Raw genomic sequence first — 16,851 nt, 5'->3', positions numbered from 1 at the left:
TCCTGTTGAATCATGACGCCATCGTACTGGAACGACGCCACTCGCGAACTAACGGGCCGCGACCCCGTGCTGAGGGTGCTCATCCGCAACTACGAAGGCCCTTACCTGCAAAACCGCAGCGACGCCTTCACGACGCTCGCGCGCTCGATCGTAGGCCAGCAGATTTCAGTATCGGCAGCAGAGAGCGTCTGGCAGAAGCTGCTCGAATCGGTCGGCGCGCTCGGCCCCGCCGCCATCGTGCGCATGGATCCGTCGAAGCTGCGCGCCTGCGGCCTTTCCAGCAAGAAATCGACTTACCTGATCGACCTGGCCGAACATTTTCTGGACGGGTCGCTCGACACGACCGGTTGGAACGATCACGACGACGAGCAATTGATTGCCGAACTCACGCGCGTCAAAGGCGTCGGCCGCTGGACCGCCGAAATGTTTCTGATTTTTTTCATGATGAGGCCCGACATCCTGCCGGTGGACGACATCGGCTTGCAGCGTGCAATGAGCCTGCATTACAACAGCGGCAAACCACTGTCCAAGCTCAAGATCCGGCAGATTGCCGGCGAGTGGCAGCCGTGGCGAACAGTGGCTACCTGGTACCTGTGGCGATCGCTCGATCCGATCCCGGTCGAATACTAAATAGGGGACTCAGGGCGCAGAACTTAGGACTCAGATGAAAACAATGACAGCAGTTTGCTTGAACCCGAGTCCTAAGGCCCGCGTACCCCTCAAGGGGGTATTGAAGTGAATCCCGAGTCCTGCATTAGCTTTCCATCCTCCAAGCGCAGCGTGCGCTGCATCCGTGCCGCGATCGTCGGATCGTGGGTCACCACGACGAAGCTTGTGGAAAGCTCGCGATTGAGTTCAAGCATGAGGTCGAGCACGCCCTCGGCGGTATGGCGATCGAGGTTTCCGGTCGGTTCGTCCGCGAGCACGCATGCCGGTTCGGTCACCAGCGCCCGCGCCAATGCCGCACGCTGACGTTCGCCGCCTGACAGTTCGCCCGGCGTATGGCTCGCTCGCCCGCTCAATCCTACCCGCTCAAGCACACGGCGCGCTCGCTGAGTAGCCCCATCAGCCGTCATACGCCGGATCAACAGCGGCATCGCAACGTTTTCCAGCGCGGTGAACTCCGGCAGCAGATGATGGAATTGGTACACAAAGCCCAGACCGTGGTTGCGCCACCGGCCTTTTTCCTTTTCACCGAGTTCGTTCAGCCGGCGTCCCATGAGCAGGATCTCGCCGGACGAAGCAGCCTCGAGCCCCCCCAGCAGGTGCAGCAGAGTGCTCTTGCCCGAACCTGATGCGCCGACGATGGCCACCGTTTCGCCGCGCCGCACTTCGATGTCGACGCCGGTCAGCACCGGGACGGCGTAGTCGCCCTGCCGGAATATCTTCTGCAGATTGCGGCAGGAAACTACGACGTTCGTGCTCATCTCATTCATATCTCAGCGCTTCGGCCGGATTCACGCGGGCGGCTCGCAGGCTCGGATAGAGAGTGGCCGCAAGACTCAGGGCAAAGGAAGTCAACGCGATGACAGTGACGTCCTGCAGATGAAGATCAGACGGAAGGTCGCTGATGTAGTACACATCCTTTGCCAGGAACTGCACACCGATCAGGCGCTCGATGGCCGGTACCACCACATCCACGTTCAATGCAATCAGCACGCCACCAAATACGCCGACAAGCGTGCCGATCACACCGATCAAGGCGCCCTGGATAATGAAAATCCTCATGATCTCGCCGGGCGCCGCACCCAGGGTGCGCAGAATAGCGATGTCGGCACGTTTGTCGGTTACCGCCATGACCAGCGTCGAAACGATGTTGAACGCCGCGACAGCCACGATCAGCAACAGGATGATGAACATCACCCGCTTCTCGATCTGCACCGCCCGGAAAAAATTCGCATGACTGCGGGTCCAGTCGGCGACGTAGACATCCGCGTCAAGCGTATATGTAAGTTCCCGCGCGACGCGCGGCGCTGCAAACAGATCCTTCAGCTTCAGGCGCACGCCCGAAACCTTGTCTTCCATGCGATAGAGTTTCTGGGCGTCCTCGAGATGAATCAGCGCCAGCCCGGCATCGTATTCGTACATGCCGACTTCGAAGATGCCGACAACGTCGAATTGCTTGAGCCGCGGCATGATCCCGGCCGGCGTCACCTGTCCCTGCGGCGCGATTACCACGATCTTGTCGCCGACGCGCGCGCCGATGCTCAGCGCCAGTTCGCTGCCCAGCACGATGCCGAACTTGCCGGGTTGCAGCGCGCCCAGGCTGCCGGATTTCATATGCATCCCGATATCGGCGACCTTGTCCTCGTCCACGGGCACTATGCCGCGCACGATGCTGCCTTGAACCGTCTGGCGGTTGGAGATCAGCCCTTGTGCCATGACGTAAGGCGCCGCCGCGACCACTTCCTTGTTCCTGGCGGTCTGCGCCGCCACTCGCTGCCAGTCCATGAGGCCGCCCGCCATGCCGGTAATCTGCACATGCGAAGCCACTCCAAGAATGCGTGCGCGCAGCTCTTTCTGGAAGCCGTTCATGACCGAAAGCACCACGATCAGCGCGGCGACGCCCAAGGCTATGCCGAGCATCGAAGTGATGGAAATAAAGGAGATGAAATGATTGCGCCGCTTGGCGCGCGTATAGCGCAGCCCGACAAACAATTCATACGGCGTCAGCATGGATGGATGATTTACGGCGTGGGTTTTCCGGCAGCGACGCGCAGTCTGCCATATTCCGCCACGGATAAGTAAGCTGGCTGAGTACGAATGCAATGTTCCGCAGGGGTTTCCACAGGTGGCGGGAAACCCGCATGCTAAACTCACAGCCGATTTTCGCCCCGACTCCGTGCATACCGTTACCCTGTTCATCCCCGCCCTGTTCTGGCCTCACGCCAGCGCGGACCACGATTCGCCGATTGTTCCTGCGCTACAGACTTTGATCGGTCGCAGCGACGTCAGCGAATCCGGTTGCAACGACGAACAGGCCTGGCTGTGCCAGCAATTCGGGGTGCCGCGGCAGGCCGACTGGCCGACTGCGCCGATAGCATTGTTTGGTGCCGGCATGCCTCCGGGAGAGGACTTCTGGCTGAGCGCCGATCCGGTGCATCTTCAGGTGAATCGCAACCAGCTGATTCTGCTGGCCCCTGAATCGCTGTCGATCACCGACGCCGAGGCGGTTTCGCTCTGCGCAGCGCTCAATCGGCACTTTGCCGCCGATGGCTTGAACTTTCTGGCTCCTCAGCCGCATCGCTGGTACCTGAAGACGGCGCGACCATCGCGTATCCACACCAGCAGCCTGTCGCGGGCAGTCGGCCACGATGTCGACCGCATGTTGCCGGAAGGCGAAGATCGGCTGGCCTGGCACCGGATATTCAACGAAGTCCAGATGCTGCTGCACGCGCATCCGGTCAACGAGGAACGCGAACAGCGTGCCGCCCTGCCGATCAACAGCCTCTGGTTCTCCGGCGGCGGGACGCTCCCAGGAGCCCGTACATCCTTCCAAGCCGTGATGGGCAGCAGCGTGCTAGCGCGTGGATTGTCGAAACTGGCGAGTATCCCGTTTACTGCAACCGAACAAGGCATCGATGCGATCGCCGCGGATGATGTTCTGATCGAACTGCGCGACGCGGCAACGGCGTCGATGCACCTCGATCCCGCTGCCTGGAAGGAAGCACTCGAAAATCTGGAGCAGCGCTGGTTCGCGCCGCTGGCAGAGCAGCTGAAAAAAGGACGTATTCGCCACCTTGTCATTGCAACCGTCGGCGACGGCCGCAGCCACCGGTGGACCGTGAGCCGTATGAACCTGTGGCGTTGGTGGAGACCCGCGGGTTCGCTCAGTACCCCACTGCATCGACCGTGATGAATCCCACCCGCATCGTCGAGCGCGAGGTGCCGCCGGCAGCCCTTGAAAAACTGCACGCGAGCGGCCTGCACCCCGTTTTGGCAAAAATCTACGCCGCCCGCGGCGTACTCGAAGCGACGCAGCTCGACACTTCACTAACCCGATTGCTGTCGTCCGACCATCTGCTCAATTGCGGGGCGATGGCGAATTTGCTGGCCGACGCGATCACCGCCGAAAAACGCCTTCTCATCGTTGCCGACTACGACGCAGATGGCGCCACGGCCTGCGCAATCGGCATGCTGGGTCTGCGGAGTTTCGGCGCGAAAGTCGAATATCTGGTGCCGAATCGTTTCGAATACGGCTACGGCCTCACACCGGAAATCGTGAAACTGGCGGCCGGCCGGAAACCGGATTTTCTGATCACGGTGGACAACGGTATCGCCAGCGTGGAAGGCGTCGAGGAGGCCGCCAGGCTCGGCATCCAGGTGCTGATCACCGATCATCATCTTCCAGGTGCGCAACTGCCGGCCGCGGCCTGCATCGTCAATCCCAATCAGCACGGCTGCGCCTTTCGGAGCAAACACCTGGCCGGGGTCGGCGTGATGTTCTATGTGCTCGTCGCCTTGCGCGCCGAATTGCGCCGGCGCGACTGGTTCAGCCAGCGCAAGGAGCCCAACCTTGCGGAATTGCTTGACCTGGTCGCGCTCGGCACCGTCGCCGACGTGGTGCGCCTCGACGACAACAATCGCATCCTGGTTGACCAGGGATTGCGGCGCATCCGTGCCGGTCGCGGGCGAGCCGGCATTGATGCGCTGTTCCGCGTCGTCGGACGCGACCCATCGCGCGTATCCACCTATGATCTTGGCTTCGTGGTCGGACCGAGGCTGAACGCGGCCGGGCGGCTCACCGACATGTCCGTCGGCATTGAGTGCCTGTTGACGCAGAACCCGATCCGGGCCGCGGAACTGGCGAAACAACTCGATTCGCTCAACCGCGAACGCCGCGACATCGAGGCCGGCATGCAGGAAACAGCATTGGCACTGATGGACAAGATCGACGTTGCGGACACCTTCAGCCTGAGCCTTTATGACGAGTCCTGGCATCAGGGCGTCATCGGCATTCTCGCCGCGCGCCTGCGCGAGCGCTTTCACCGCCCCGCCATCGCTTTTGCGCCCGCCGACGGCGGCGAGGCGAAGGGTTCGGGCCGGTCCATTCCCGGACTGCATTTGCGCGACGCGCTGGACCTTGTTACCAAGCGGCATCCCGGCCTGATTCTGCGCTTCGGCGGCCATGCGGCGGCCGCCGGACTGACCATACGAAGCAGCGATGTAGCCGCGTTCGCGGCAGCCTTCGAGGAAGTCGTGCGCGATCTGGTCGGTCCTGTCGATCTGGAACGCCTGATCGAGACCGACGGCAGCCTGGTCGCTGCAGACATCAACCTGGGTTTCGCCGAGGCGCTGGAGAGCGGGATCTGGGGACAGGGATTTATGGCGCCGGCGTTTTGCGACGTGTATGAAATCGCCGATCAGCGCGTCGTCGGCGGCCGGCACCTGAAGCTGCGGCTGCGTGCGTCGGATTCGGCGCGAACTTTCGACGGCATCCTGTTCGGACACGATGACCCGCTGCCACCGCGCATCCGCGCGGTTTACCGCGTTCAGGTCAACGAGTTCAACGCCACGCGATCGGTGCAGTTGCTCGTCCAGCATTGGCAGCCCGCCGTCTGAGTTTGGTCACGGAAGACGCGGTCTGCCGCGCGACATCGGTTAGAATGGTGCGCTTTCAGGATCGGAATTCACATGGAAGCGGAACGACTCAACGCCCTCGCCAACCAGCTCGACAACCTCGATTCCCGCACCAAAGAGCTGCGGAGGTATCTTTGACTTCGAAGGCAAACGCAACCGCCTGATCGAAGTCGTCCAGCTCGCCGAAGATCCCGCGATCTGGAACGATGCCAAGCGGGCCCAGGACCTGGGCCGTGAACGCAAGCAACTGGAATCCGTCGTCGCCACGCTGGAAAAGCTCGATCAGGGGTTGCGCGATGCGCGCGACCTGTTTGCGATGGCGCGCGCCGAGAATGACGATGCCGCGCTGAACGCGATTGGTGAAGACATTGCCGACCTGGAAAAAATCGTGGCGGGGATGGAATTCCGCCGCATGTTCTCCAACCCGATGGACCCGAACAACTGCTTCCTCGACATCCAGTCCGGTTCCGGCGGAACCGAAGCACAGGACTGGGCGTCGATGCTCGAACGCATGTACCTGAAGTTCTGCGACCGCCGCGGTTTCCAGGTTGAGGTACTCGAAGAATCCCCCGGTGATGTGGCAGGGCTCAAGAGTGCGGCGCTCAAGGTCACCGGCGACTACGCTTTCGGGACACTGCGCACCGAAAGCGGCGTGCACCGGCTGGTGCGCAAATCGCCTTTCGATTCGAACGCAAGACGCCACACCTCATTCGCCAGCGTATTTGTCTATCCCGAGGTCGACGATACGATCGAGATCGCCATCAATCCCGCGGACCTGCGCGTCGATACCTTCCGCGCCAGCGGCGCTGGCGGGCAACATATCAACAAAACGGACTCTGCGATCCGTATCACGCACATGCCGAGCGGCATCGTCGTGCAGTGCCAGAGCGACCGTTCCCAGCACCGCAATCGCGCGGAAGCCATGGCCATGCTCAAGGCCCGTCTTTATGAGCTGGAGATGCGCAAGCGCAACGAAGAAAAACAGGCCATGGAAGATTCCAAGACCGACATCGCCTGGGGACACCAGATCCGCTCTTACGTGCTCGACCAGTCGCGCATCAAGGATCTGCGCACCAACGTGGAAAAAGGCGACACCCAGTCCGTCCTCGACGGCGACCTCGACGATTTCATCAATGCCTCCCTCAAACAGGGCGTGTGACCATGGCTGACGACAACGGAAAAAAACCTCCGACAGAATCACCTGACGAGAATCAGATCATCGCGGAGCGGCGGGCCAAGCTGCGTGAACTGCGTGCCCTCGGCAACGCATTTCCGAGCGACTTCCGCCGTACCCACCTTGCCGCCGATCTGCATCGGGACTACGACGCAAAGTCCAACGAGGAACTCGAGCCGGCCGCGATCAGAGTTGCGGTCGCCGGCCGCATGATGCTCAAGCGCGTGATGGGCAAGGCCAGTTTTGCGGCCCTGCAGGACATATCCGGCCGCATCCAGCTTTACATAAGCGACGACGTGACCGGAGAAGGCACGCACACCGCCTTCAAGCATTGGGACCTGGGCGACATCCTCGGCGCCGAGGGCACGCTGTTCAAGACCAGGACGGGCGAGCTTTCGGTCAAAGTCACCGGCCTGCGCCTGCTCTCGAAGTCCCTGCGCCCATTGCCTGAGAAATTCCACGGACTCGCCGACCAGGAACAGAAATACCGTCAGCGTTATCTGGACCTGATCACCAATCCTGAATCGCAACGGGTATTCAAGGCGCGCTCCGGAATCATCCAGGCCATCCGCGAGTTTTTTGTCGAGCGCGGTTACCTCGAAGTTGAAACGCCAATGATGCAACCGATACCCGGCGGCGCGGCGGCGCGGCCCTTCGTGACGCATCACAACGCGCTCGACATGCAGCTTTACTTGCGCATCGCGCCCGAGCTTTATCTGAAACGTCTGGTGGTAGGCGGGATCGAAAAGGTGTTCGAGATCAACCGCAATTTCCGCAATGAAGGCATGTCGACCCGGCACAATCCAGAGTTCACCATGCTGGAATTCTACGAGGCGTATCAAGATTACCATTACCTGATGAATCTCACCGAAGAACTGCTGCGTGGGCTTGCCCAAAAGGTGAACGGCGGTACGACGCTGAACTACCAGGGTGAAACCATCGATCTGGGCAAACCTTTCGACCGTCTGACCATGGCCGAGGCCATCGCCAAGTACAACCCCGGGTATTCGTTGCAAGAGCTGTCGAAGATCGAAACCCTGCGCGGCGCGCTGGAGAATTTCAAGGTCGAGGTCTTCCCCACCGACGGGTTTGGCCTTCTGCAACTCAAGCTGTTCGAGCAAACCACCGAGGACAAACTGATCCAGCCGACTTTTATCGTCGCCCATCCGACCGACGTTTCGCCGCTGGCGCGCAGCAACGACAAGAATCCGGCGGTGACCGACCGCTTCGAACTGTTCATCACCGGCCGCGAACTGGCCAATGGTTTCTCGGAGTTGAACGATCCGGAAGACCAGGCTGCGCGGTTCCAGCAGCAGGTGGAGGCCAAGGAAGCCGGGGACGAGGAAGCGATGTACTACGACGCCGATTATGTCCGGGCGCTGGAATACGGGTTACCCCCCACGGCGGGCGAAGGCATCGGGATCGACCGTCTGGTCATGCTGTTCACCGACAGCCCCAGCATCCGCGACGTGATCCTGTTTCCGCAAATGCGCCCTGAATAGATAAGATCAACACCCAACGCAAAAGCGCAAAGGACGCGAAGAGCGCAAAGGAAAACAAGTGACAAGGGAGAAAACAGAAACTGCGGTACTTTCGCTCACGGTAACTATAGGCACCGGCCGTAAGCGAACATCAATCCCACCGTTTTTTGAATTCCCTTTCTTCGCATTTCTTTGCGTCCTTCGCGCCTTTGCGTTGAGATTTTCACGCCTTAGCTGACGAGCTATGACCGAACCCCATCCCCCCATCCTCTGGCAGCCGTCCAGGGAACGCATCGCCCGCTCCAACATCAGCGCGTTCATCAAGCTGGTCAACAAGCGCTGGCAGGCCGGTGTCGCCGATTCAAGTGCATTGTATGAATGGTCGGTAAGCCAGCCTGAGCAGTTCTGGACCTCAGTATGGGATTTTTGCGGCGTGATCGCCGAGAGCCGTGGCGAACGCGTGCTGCTCGATGGCGACAAGATGCCGGGCGCGCAATGGTTCCCCGACGCGAAGCTGAATCTCGCGGAGAACCTGCTGCGCCGGCGTGACGATGAGACAGCCATGGTGTTCTGGGGTGAGGACAAGGTCCGCCGCCGCATGAGCTTCGCGGAAGTTTACGACGCCGTATCCCGCACGGCGCAGGCCATGTCAGCGGCCGGCGTCAAGCAAGACGATCGCATTGCGGCCTTCATGCCGAACATGCCCGAGACCATCATCTTCATGCTTGCGGCAGCCAGCCTCGGTGCAATCTGGTCGTCCTGCTCACCTGATTTCGGCGTACAAGGCGTACTCGACCGCTTCGGCCAAATCGAACCGGTGATGCTGTTCGCGGTAGAGGGTTATCACTACAACGGCAAGGTAATCGACACCTTGCCGCGCATTGCGCAAATCGCGAAGAATCTGCCGTCGTTGAAGCGTACCGTGATTGTTTCCTATACGCGCGAGCGTCCCGACATCTCCACGATTCAGAAGGCCGTGCATCTGGGCGATTTCGTCGGCCGCCATGTCGGCGGGACCATCGAGTTCAAGCGGCTGCCGTTCAACCACCCGCTCACTATCCTGTATTCCTCCGGCACCACCGGCGTGCCGAAGTGCATCGTGCACGGTGCCGGCGGCACGCTGCTGCAACACCTCAAGGAGCACCAACTCCATACCGACCTGAAACGCGGCGACCGCCTGTTCTACTTCACCACCTGCGGCTGGATGATGTGGAACTGGCTGGCTTCAGGCCTCGCGACTGGCGCAACATTGTTGCTGTACGACGGTTCGCCGTTCTACCCCGGTCCGCGCGTGCTGTTCGATTTTGCCGACGAAGAGCGCATGACCGTGTTCGGGACGTCGGCCAGATACATCGACGCGCTGAACAAGGCCGGCGCCAGGCCGGTCGAAACCCATGCACTGTCTTCGTTGAAAACCCTGACTTCGACCGGTTCGCCGCTGGTTCCGGAGAGCTTCGACTACGTCTACCGCGCGATCAAGAAGGATTTGTTGCTGTCTTCCATCTCGGGCGGCACGGACATCGTTTCCTGCTTCGTGCTCGGCAATCCGGCCCTGCCCGTGTACCGCGGCGAAATCCAGTGCCGCGGTTTCGGTTTGGACGTTCGGGTTTTCGACGACGACGGCAAGCCGGTTGTCGGCGTCAAAGGCGAGCTCGTCTGCACATCGCCGTTTCCGTCCATGCCGATCTATTTCTGGAACGACGCCAGTGGAGCCAAGTATCACGCAGCCTATTTCGATCGCTTCCCCGGTGTCTGGTGCCACGGTGACTACATGGAGCTCACGTCCCGCGGCACCGCCGTCATATACGGACGCTCGGACGCTACCCTCAACCCGGGCGGCGTGCGCATCGGAACTGCGGAGATCTATCGCCAGGTCGAGTGCCTCGAGGAAGTCGTGGAAAGCCTGGTGATCGGCCAGGACTGGGACAACGACGTCCGCGTGGTGCTGTTCGTGCGGTTGCGCAAAGGGCTGGGGCTCGACGACAGCCTGTCCAGGAAGATCAAGGATCAGATTCGCAGCAATACCACAACACGTCACGTGCCCGCCAAGATCGTTCAGGTGGCCGACATCCCGCGCACCAAGAGCGGCAAGATCGTCGAACTGGCGGTACGCAACGTGGTGCATGGCAATCCGGTCAGGAACATCGAAGCGCTCGCCAATCCGGAAGCGCTGGAGCACTTCAAGGACATCGCCGAACTGCAGACCTGAGCGTGGACGGCGTCGGCCTGCCTGTCACTTTCCCTTTTCCCCTTTCGTCCTTATACCCCGCCCCGGTACTTGACGATACCCCTACCGGGTACTAGAGTGGAAACATGGATCCAGTTACTCCGGTCACCGTGAACCTGGCGATCGACGGCATGACCTGTGCCGCCTGCGCCAGCCGCATCGAAAAAGCATTGGCCAGGCTGCCGGGCGTCGATGCCGCGGTGAACCTCGCAACCGAACGCGCCCGCGTCCGCTTTGCGCCGGACATCACCGATATCCCCACGCTGATGGAAACCGTGCACAAGGCCGGCTATGGCGCGCGCGAATTGGCCGTTACATCGCGCGAGGCCGAGAAATCCCGTCGTATCGAAAATTACCGGCGGGAGTTGCAATGGTTCTGGTTTTCGGCGGCCCTGACGCTGCCGCTGCTGCTGCAGATGGGCGCCATGTTCGCGGGCTCCCATGAGGATTATTTGCCACGCTGGTGGCAATGGCTGCTCGCCACCCCTGTGCAATTCTGGATCGGCAGACGCTTCTACCTGGGCTCCTGGAACGCTCTGCGCGGCGGCGCTGCAAACATGGATGTCCTGGTCGCGCTCGGCACCAGCATGGCCTACCTGTATAGCACAGTAGTGACCATGTTCGGTCTGCATCACCATCACGTCTACTTCGAAGCCAGCGCGGCCATCATCACCCTTGTCCTCATGGGCAAACTGCTGGAAGCGCGGGCCAAGAGCAGAACATCCGGCGCCATCGAAAAACTTCTCCAGTTACAACCGAAGCAGGTGAGAATCGAACGCAACGGTCAGATCCCGGATGTGGATCTGGCCTCGGTCGTGGCTGGCGACATTGTCATCGTGCGCCCCGGCGAGCGCATCGCCGTCGACGGCGACGTCGTCGACGGCGCATCCAGCGTCGACGAGAGCATGCTGACCGGTGAGAGTATGCCGCTCGCCAAGCGCGTCGGCGATCGGGTCTACGCGGCGACGCAGAATCAAAGTGGTGTTCTGAAAATTCGCGCCACCGGCGTCGGCTCAAGCACCCAACTTGCAGATATCGTCCGGCTGGTCGAGGAAGCCCAGGGTAGCAAGGCGCCGATACAGCGGCTTGCCGACCGCATTTCCGGGATCTTTGTCCCCGTCGTTCTGGCAACCAGTCTGGTTACCCTGCTCGGATGGTGGATGGCAGCGGGAGATTTCACGCAAGCGCTGGTCAACGCGGTGGCGGTGCTGGTGATCGCCTGCCCGTGCGCATTAGGCCTGGCAACGCCGACCGCCATCGCGGTCGGGACGGGCCGGGGCGCGCAGTCGGGAATTCTGGTGCGCAGTGCGGACGCGCTCGAACGCGCGGAAAAGATCGGCGTGCTGGTCGTGGACAAGACCGGAACGCTTACACTTGGTCAGCCCGTCGTTACCCAAATCCTCCCTGCGGCGGGATGCGATGAAGCCGAAGTGCTGCGGCTTGCCGCCTCTCTGGAGCAGCATTCCGAGCATCCACTGGCACTGGCCGTGCTGGCGCGCAGTCGGGACGCCGGCATTGCCCTGCTGAGCGTAACCGAATTCGAAGCGACGCCCGGATCGGGTGTGCGCGCACAAATCGGCGGACGGCGGTTTTTGCTCGGTTCCCCGCGCTTTGTGGCAGATCAAGCCATCGCCCTCGATGAAGACGCCGTGCATCGCCTCGCGGGCTCCGGGGCAACCGTAATAGCGCTGGCAGATGAGCAACGTATGTTGGGGATGATCAGCATCGCCGACGAAGTTTATCCGGGCTCCGCTGCAGCCATCGCACAACTGAAGGCGTTGGGTATCGAAGTCATCATGCTGACCGGCGACAACATGGCCACCGCAGCCGCCGTTGCTGCGACATTGGACATCGACCGGTTTCGCGCGGAGGTATTGCCCGGCGACAAAGCGGCGGAAGTCGGCCGGCTCAAGCAAACCGGACGCGTCGTGGCAATGGCCGGAGACGGCATCAACGACGCACTGGCGCTGGCGGCGGCCGACGTCAGTTTTGCCATCGGTGCGGGATCGGACATCGCAATCGAATCGGCAGACGTCACACTGATGCGAAACGACATGATGAGCATCGTCGATGCGATCCGCCTGTCCCGGGCGACGCTCGGGAAAATCCGCCAGAATCTGTTTTTCGCATTTTTTTACAACGTTTTGGGCATTCCACTCGCCGCGCTCGGCATGCTCAACCCGGTGATCGCCGGCGCGGCCATGGCGCTGTCTTCGGTGTCGGTGGTCGCCAACTCGCTACTGTTGAAGAAATGGAAATCCCTCAAATCGTGAATAAGGAAAAACCATGGAAACGACCGTGCTGAAAGTCGACGGCATGAGCTGCGGTGGCTGTGTACGCAGCGTGACGAATGTGCTGAAGGCGCTGCCCGGCGTGGCAGACGCGGAGGTATCGCTGGAAAAAGCAGAGGCGAAAGTGACTTTCGACCCTGCACGGGCAAATCCGGCCGCACTTCGAAAAGCCATCGAGGATGCCGGCTATGAAGCGCACTAAGGAGCACGCTACTCATGCCGTGCACCGCGCCGACAAGCCGAAGTTGCTCAAGCGGCTGAACCGGGTGGAAGGACAAGTGCGCGGCATCGCCAGGATGATCGAGGAGGATCGTTACTGCGTCGACGTGCTCACGCAGGTTGCCGCAGTCCGATCGGCGCTGGATGCCATGGCACTGCAAATGCTGCGCGACCACACGCACGGCTGCGTGCAAGGCGCAATCCGTTCCGGCCGGGGCGAAGCCGCCATCGACGAACTGCTGGTTGTCGTGGAAAAATTCGCTCGTTAGGGCAATGCCGCCGAGCGCAAGAAAGTCGAGCGCCTGAAGTACGAGTTCGTTTCCACGGTCAGTCACGAACTGCAAAACCGCCTTCAGGGGATTACCAGAACTTCCACCAACTGCCGCGCTCCCCAAGCTTCACTTTCGTATTGGGGAAATTGGCTGCCAATGTGCGATTGGCATCATCCCGCAATTCCTTCAGCCCCATCTGATCGTAGGCTCTCACCAGCACGGAAAGGGCGCGTTCAATGGCGGGTGCGCGGGGATAGTTGGTCAGGGCGAACTGGGCGCGGTTCACCGCTGCGACGTATGCCCCCCTGCGCAGATAATATTCGGCAACATTCACCTCGGCTGAGGCCAGCGCGTTGACCAGGTAATTCATGCGCGCGTGCGCATCGGGAGCATAGCGGCTCTGCGGAAAGCGCGTGACCAGTTCACGGAACGCATCGAACGCGTCCTGGGCCGCTCGTGGATCCCGTTCGGTCATGTCCTTGACGGTCAGGTAACCCAGTATCCCCAAGTCGTCGTTGAAATTGATCCGGCCCTTCAGGTAATAGGCGTAGTCGACGTTCGGATGGTCCGGATGCATCTTGATAAAGCGGTCGCAGGCCGCCAGCGCCTGGGCATTTTCGTTATCTTTCCAGTAGGCGTAAGCGCTCTCGATCTGCGCCATCTGCGCATAACGGCCATAGGGATAGCGCGACTCCAGCTTTTCGTAGTAGCCGATCGCCTTCTGATAGTTCTTGCTCTCGAGTTCTTCGCGCGCAGCGCTGTATAGGCGCTCCGGGCCCCAGTCCTTGGTTTCATCGAAGTTGGTGGCGCACCCTGCGACCAGCAGGAGTGCGAGAATCGCTAAACTACGTCTCATGTCGGAATCCACAAAAAGTTTGCCGGATTATATAGAAATCCCCTCGTCAGACCGGGATCGTCGTCTCGCCGTTCCCGCCGATTGCGCCGGATTGCGGCTCGATCAGGCCCTGGCCCGTCTGCTTCCCGAGTATTCGCGCAACCGCTTGCAGGAATGGATGCGCAGTGGACACATCACCGTGAACGGGGGCTCGGCATCGGCCAAGGCCAAGGTGTGGGGCGGCGAGACGGTCGTCGTTGCGCCCCAGGCCCTGCCCTCCACCACCCAACATGCCCCGGAAGAGATTCCGCTGGCTGTGGTATTCGAGGACACGGACCTCCTCGTGATCGACAAGCCGGCCGGCCTGGTGGTCCACCCCGGCAGCGGAAACTGGAGCGGCACCCTCCTCAATGCACTCTTGCGCCACACGCCGGCGCTGGCCGGTGTGCCGAGAGCAGGCATCGTGCATCGTCTCGACAAGGATACCAGCGGGCTTCTCGTCGTCGCCAAGACCATTCCGGCCCAGGTCGATCTGGTGCGCCAATTGCAAGCGCGCTCGGTGACACGCGACTACGTTGCCGTCGTGCACGGGCTCGTGGTATGCGATGGCGTGGTGGAAGCGCCCATAGGCCGCCATCCGGCGCGCCGTACCCGTATGGCGGTCATCGCCAGGGGAAAACCGGCCAAGACACATTATTTTCCGATGGAGAATGGCGCAGGCTGGACGCGATTGCGCTGTCGGCTGGAAACCGGGCGAACGCATCAGATTCGGGTGCATCTGAGTTCAATCGGCCATCCCCTGATCGGCGATCCGGTGTACGGCATCAGTCAACGCAAGAGCGCGTTGCCGGCGGCGGCGCTGGAGTTCCCCAGGCAGGCCTTGCACGCGGCCAGACTGGCGTTGATTCATCCGGTTACCGGGGAAGAGCTGTCATGGGAGTCGGTGCTGCCAGCCGATATTTCCGGCCTCATCGATCTGTTGAAAAATGCCCACCCGGCCTGAAGACTGGATCATTCCCGACTGGCCGGTGCCGGAACGCGTTCATGCGCTGATCACCAGTCGCAACGGCGGGAGCAGCACCGGGCCTTACGCGAGCATGAACCTCGGCTTTCGCGTGGACGACGATCGCCACGCCGTCGAGGCCAACCGCCGGTTGCTGAAGCACTTCCTGCCCACCGAGCCGAGATGGCTGGAGCAGGTACACGGTACAACCGTCGTCAAGGCGGAAACGGTCACCCATCCCGTACTGGCGGATGCGTCGGTTACGAAAAACCCGGGCTGTGTCAGCGTGGTCATGGTCGCGGATTGCCTGCCGATCCTGTTTGCGGACCGCACCGGAAGTGTCGTCGCGGCGGCCCATGCGGGCTGGCGCGGCCTTGCCGCCGGCGTCATCGAAAACACCGTACACGCGTTCGACGCGCCCCCACAGAACCTGTTCGCTTACCTTGGCCCGGCCATCGGGCCCGCCGCGTTCGAAGTCGGCAACGAGGTGCGCGATGCATTTATTGCAGCCGACCAGGCAGCGGGCCTCGCATTTCGCTCCCATAGACCGGGCAAATGGCTCGCCGATCTGTTTGTGCTTGCACGGCAGCGGCTCGCCAGATCTGGCGTGCGGAACGTGTACGGCGGCGGACTCTGCACGTATTCCGACCCGGCGCGCTTCTTCTCCCACCGGCGCGACAGGGTGTCGGGCAGGATGGCCGCGCTTATCTGGATCGAGGACTGATCGGCGCACTTGACAGGCCCGCTATACTGCATAGTTGGCCTCACATACCCAGTCCGCATGTCCACTCTTGCCTGGATCATCGTCTCCACGGTCGTCGGCGCGTTGCTGAGCGTAGTCAGCGCCGCTGCGCTCGCCCTGCGGGCCTCCGCAAACCAGGTGCCGATGCTGATCAGCTATGCCATCGGCGCGCTGTTGGGCGCGGTTTTCCTGGAGATCCTGCCGCACGCCTTCGAACAAACGGGCAGCGCGCACAGCCTCGCTGCCGTGATCTTGGGCGGCATCCTGTTTTTCTTCGTGCTGGAAAAACTGGTGCTCTGGCGGCATTGCCATGCGGAGCAATGCGAAGCCCACGATCACCACGCCGATCCGAACGATCACGGCCGCAGCGGCATGATGATCATGGTGGGCGACACCATTCACAATTTCGTCGATGGCATCCTGATCGCGGCGGCCTTCATCGCCGATACCGGATTGGGCATCGTGACGGCGCTGGCGATCATCGCCCACGAGATACCTCAGGAAGTCGGCGATTTCGTGATCCTGCTGCACTCCGGCTTCAGCAAGGCCAAAGCGTTTGCGTTCAACCTGATTTCGAGCGGTGCTACGCTGGTCGGCGGACTGCTCGCCTATTTTGCCTTGCGCTCGTTGCAGGGGTGGGTGCCGACGCTGCTGGGGTTGGCGGCCGCGAGCATGCTCTATGTCTCCGTGGCCGACCTGATTCCCGGCCTGCACCGGCGCCCGGAGCTGCGCGCCACTCTGGAGCAGGTCGTATTGATCTCGCTGGGAATCGGTTCAATCGTGCTGGTCCGGTTTTTCGTCGGCGGCGTGGCCTGAGGCGGCCCTGCGTCGGCGCTGGGGCGTGCCCAGTATCCAAAGGAACAGTCCGAGCGGGAGAATGCCGTAGCAAAGCAAGGTCATTGCACCTGACATGAAATCCGGCTCGGTCACCGCCATCATGATGACGATGTAGAGCCATCCAATCGCTACGATGTACATGGGGTGCCGGCTTGACTCGCGGGGATCGGCAGTCAAGAATTCTAACTGC

16 protein-coding genes are annotated in these 16,851 nt (G+C 61.4%); 12 read left to right on the top strand and 4 right to left on the bottom strand.

What is annotated here, in order from left to right:
- The first annotated feature begins 12 nt into the window (after positions 1-12).
- On the top strand, positions 13-630 hold the full coding sequence (locus HY067_20265; protein MBI3530288.1) for a DNA-3-methyladenine glycosylase 2 family protein: 618 nt from the start codon (positions 13-15) through the stop codon (positions 628-630).
- A gap of 89 nt (positions 631-719) precedes the next feature.
- Here HY067_20265 and lolD read toward each other — a convergent pair whose 3' ends face one another.
- Both lolD and HY067_20255 read right to left on the bottom strand, forming a co-directional pair.
- Positions 720-1,436 (bottom strand): lipoprotein-releasing ABC transporter ATP-binding protein LolD, encoded by a 717-nt coding sequence (lolD, locus tag HY067_20260; protein MBI3530287.1) that lies wholly within the window; start codon positions 1,434-1,436, stop codon positions 720-722.
- The gene (locus HY067_20255) at positions 1,429-2,676 is read right to left on the bottom strand and encodes a lipoprotein-releasing ABC transporter permease subunit (GenBank protein MBI3530286.1); all 1,248 of its coding nucleotides are present in this window, start codon (positions 2,674-2,676) and stop codon (positions 1,429-1,431) included. Before HY067_20255 ends, lolD begins: the two co-directional genes overlap by 8 nt.
- Positions 2,677-2,842: 166 nt before the next feature.
- Between HY067_20255 and HY067_20250 the strand changes: the two genes are divergently transcribed.
- The 8 genes from HY067_20250 to HY067_20215 all read left to right on the top strand — a co-directional run bounded on the left by HY067_20250 (position 2,843) and on the right by HY067_20215 (position 13,241).
- On the top strand, positions 2,843-3,856 hold the full coding sequence (locus HY067_20250; protein MBI3530285.1) for a hypothetical protein: 1,014 nt from the start codon (positions 2,843-2,845) through the stop codon (positions 3,854-3,856).
- Positions 3,856-5,562: a single-stranded-DNA-specific exonuclease RecJ gene (gene recJ / locus HY067_20245; protein MBI3530284.1), complete on the top strand. Its 1,707-nt coding sequence runs from the start codon at positions 3,856-3,858 to the stop codon at positions 5,560-5,562. Before HY067_20250 ends, recJ begins: the two co-directional genes overlap by 1 nt.
- A 72-nt stretch (positions 5,563-5,634) precedes the next feature.
- A protein-coding gene (gene prfB / locus HY067_20240) for a peptide chain release factor 2 (GenBank protein ID MBI3530283.1) occupies positions 5,635-6,739 on the top strand; the annotation gives its coding sequence in 2 pieces (ribosomal slippage) (positions 5,635-5,715 and positions 5,717-6,739; 1,104 coding nt in all).
- Between the two features lie 2 nt (positions 6,740-6,741).
- Complete coding sequence (gene lysS, locus HY067_20235) at positions 6,742-8,256, top strand: lysine--tRNA ligase (protein MBI3530282.1); 1,515 nt, start codon at positions 6,742-6,744, stop codon at positions 8,254-8,256.
- A gap of 223 nt (positions 8,257-8,479) precedes the next feature.
- Positions 8,480-10,444, top strand: coding sequence for an acetoacetate--CoA ligase (locus tag HY067_20230; GenBank protein MBI3530281.1), 1,965 nt, complete (start codon positions 8,480-8,482; stop codon positions 10,442-10,444).
- A gap of 104 nt (positions 10,445-10,548) precedes the next feature.
- Entirely contained in the window at positions 10,549-12,735 is a 2,187-nt protein-coding gene (locus tag HY067_20225) for a copper-translocating P-type ATPase (protein ID MBI3530280.1), read from the top strand.
- A gap of 13 nt (positions 12,736-12,748) precedes the next feature.
- Entirely contained in the window at positions 12,749-12,955 is a 207-nt protein-coding gene (locus HY067_20220; protein ID MBI3530279.1) for a heavy-metal-associated domain-containing protein, read from the top strand.
- A complete protein-coding gene (locus tag HY067_20215; protein ID MBI3530278.1) occupies positions 12,942-13,241 on the top strand; it encodes a metal-sensitive transcriptional regulator in 300 nt (99 codons plus the stop codon). The genes HY067_20220 and HY067_20215 overlap by 14 nt, the downstream gene beginning before the upstream one ends.
- 91 nt (positions 13,242-13,332) lie before the next feature.
- Here HY067_20215 and HY067_20210 read toward each other — a convergent pair whose 3' ends face one another.
- The gene (locus HY067_20210) at positions 13,333-14,100 is read right to left on the bottom strand and encodes an outer membrane protein assembly factor BamD (protein MBI3530277.1); all 768 of its coding nucleotides are present in this window, start codon (positions 14,098-14,100) and stop codon (positions 13,333-13,335) included.
- Here HY067_20210 and rluD point away from each other — a divergent pair.
- From rluD to HY067_20195, 3 genes are read left to right on the top strand one after another with little or no spacing between them, the layout of a single operon-like run.
- Positions 14,099-15,082 carry a 23S rRNA pseudouridine(1911/1915/1917) synthase RluD gene (rluD, locus tag HY067_20205; GenBank protein ID MBI3530276.1) on the top strand — a complete coding sequence of 328 codons (984 nt, stop codon included), beginning with the start codon at positions 14,099-14,101 and terminating at the stop codon, positions 15,080-15,082. The genes HY067_20210 and rluD overlap by 2 nt on opposite strands.
- The gene (gene pgeF / locus HY067_20200; GenBank protein ID MBI3530275.1) at positions 15,066-15,806 is read left to right on the top strand and encodes a peptidoglycan editing factor PgeF; all 741 of its coding nucleotides are present in this window, start codon (positions 15,066-15,068) and stop codon (positions 15,804-15,806) included. The genes rluD and pgeF overlap by 17 nt, the downstream gene beginning before the upstream one ends.
- Before the next feature lie 57 nt (positions 15,807-15,863).
- Positions 15,864-16,640: a ZIP family metal transporter gene (locus HY067_20195; GenBank protein ID MBI3530274.1), complete on the top strand. Its 777-nt coding sequence runs from the start codon at positions 15,864-15,866 to the stop codon at positions 16,638-16,640.
- Here HY067_20195 and HY067_20190 read toward each other — a convergent pair.
- Positions 16,599-16,802, bottom strand: a complete 204-nt coding sequence (locus HY067_20190) for a hypothetical protein (GenBank protein MBI3530273.1) — start codon at positions 16,800-16,802, stop codon at positions 16,599-16,601. The two genes, HY067_20195 and HY067_20190, sit on opposite strands and share 42 nt — an antisense overlap.
- Positions 16,803-16,851: the final 49 nt, after the last annotated feature.

The sequence above is a fragment of the Betaproteobacteria bacterium genome (assembly GCA_016194905.1).
Lineage (GTDB): Bacteria > Pseudomonadota > Gammaproteobacteria > Burkholderiales > JACQAP01 > JACQAP01.
The sequence above is the reverse complement of the archived record's forward strand: the minus strand, read 5'-3'. Positions and strand labels throughout refer to the sequence as shown.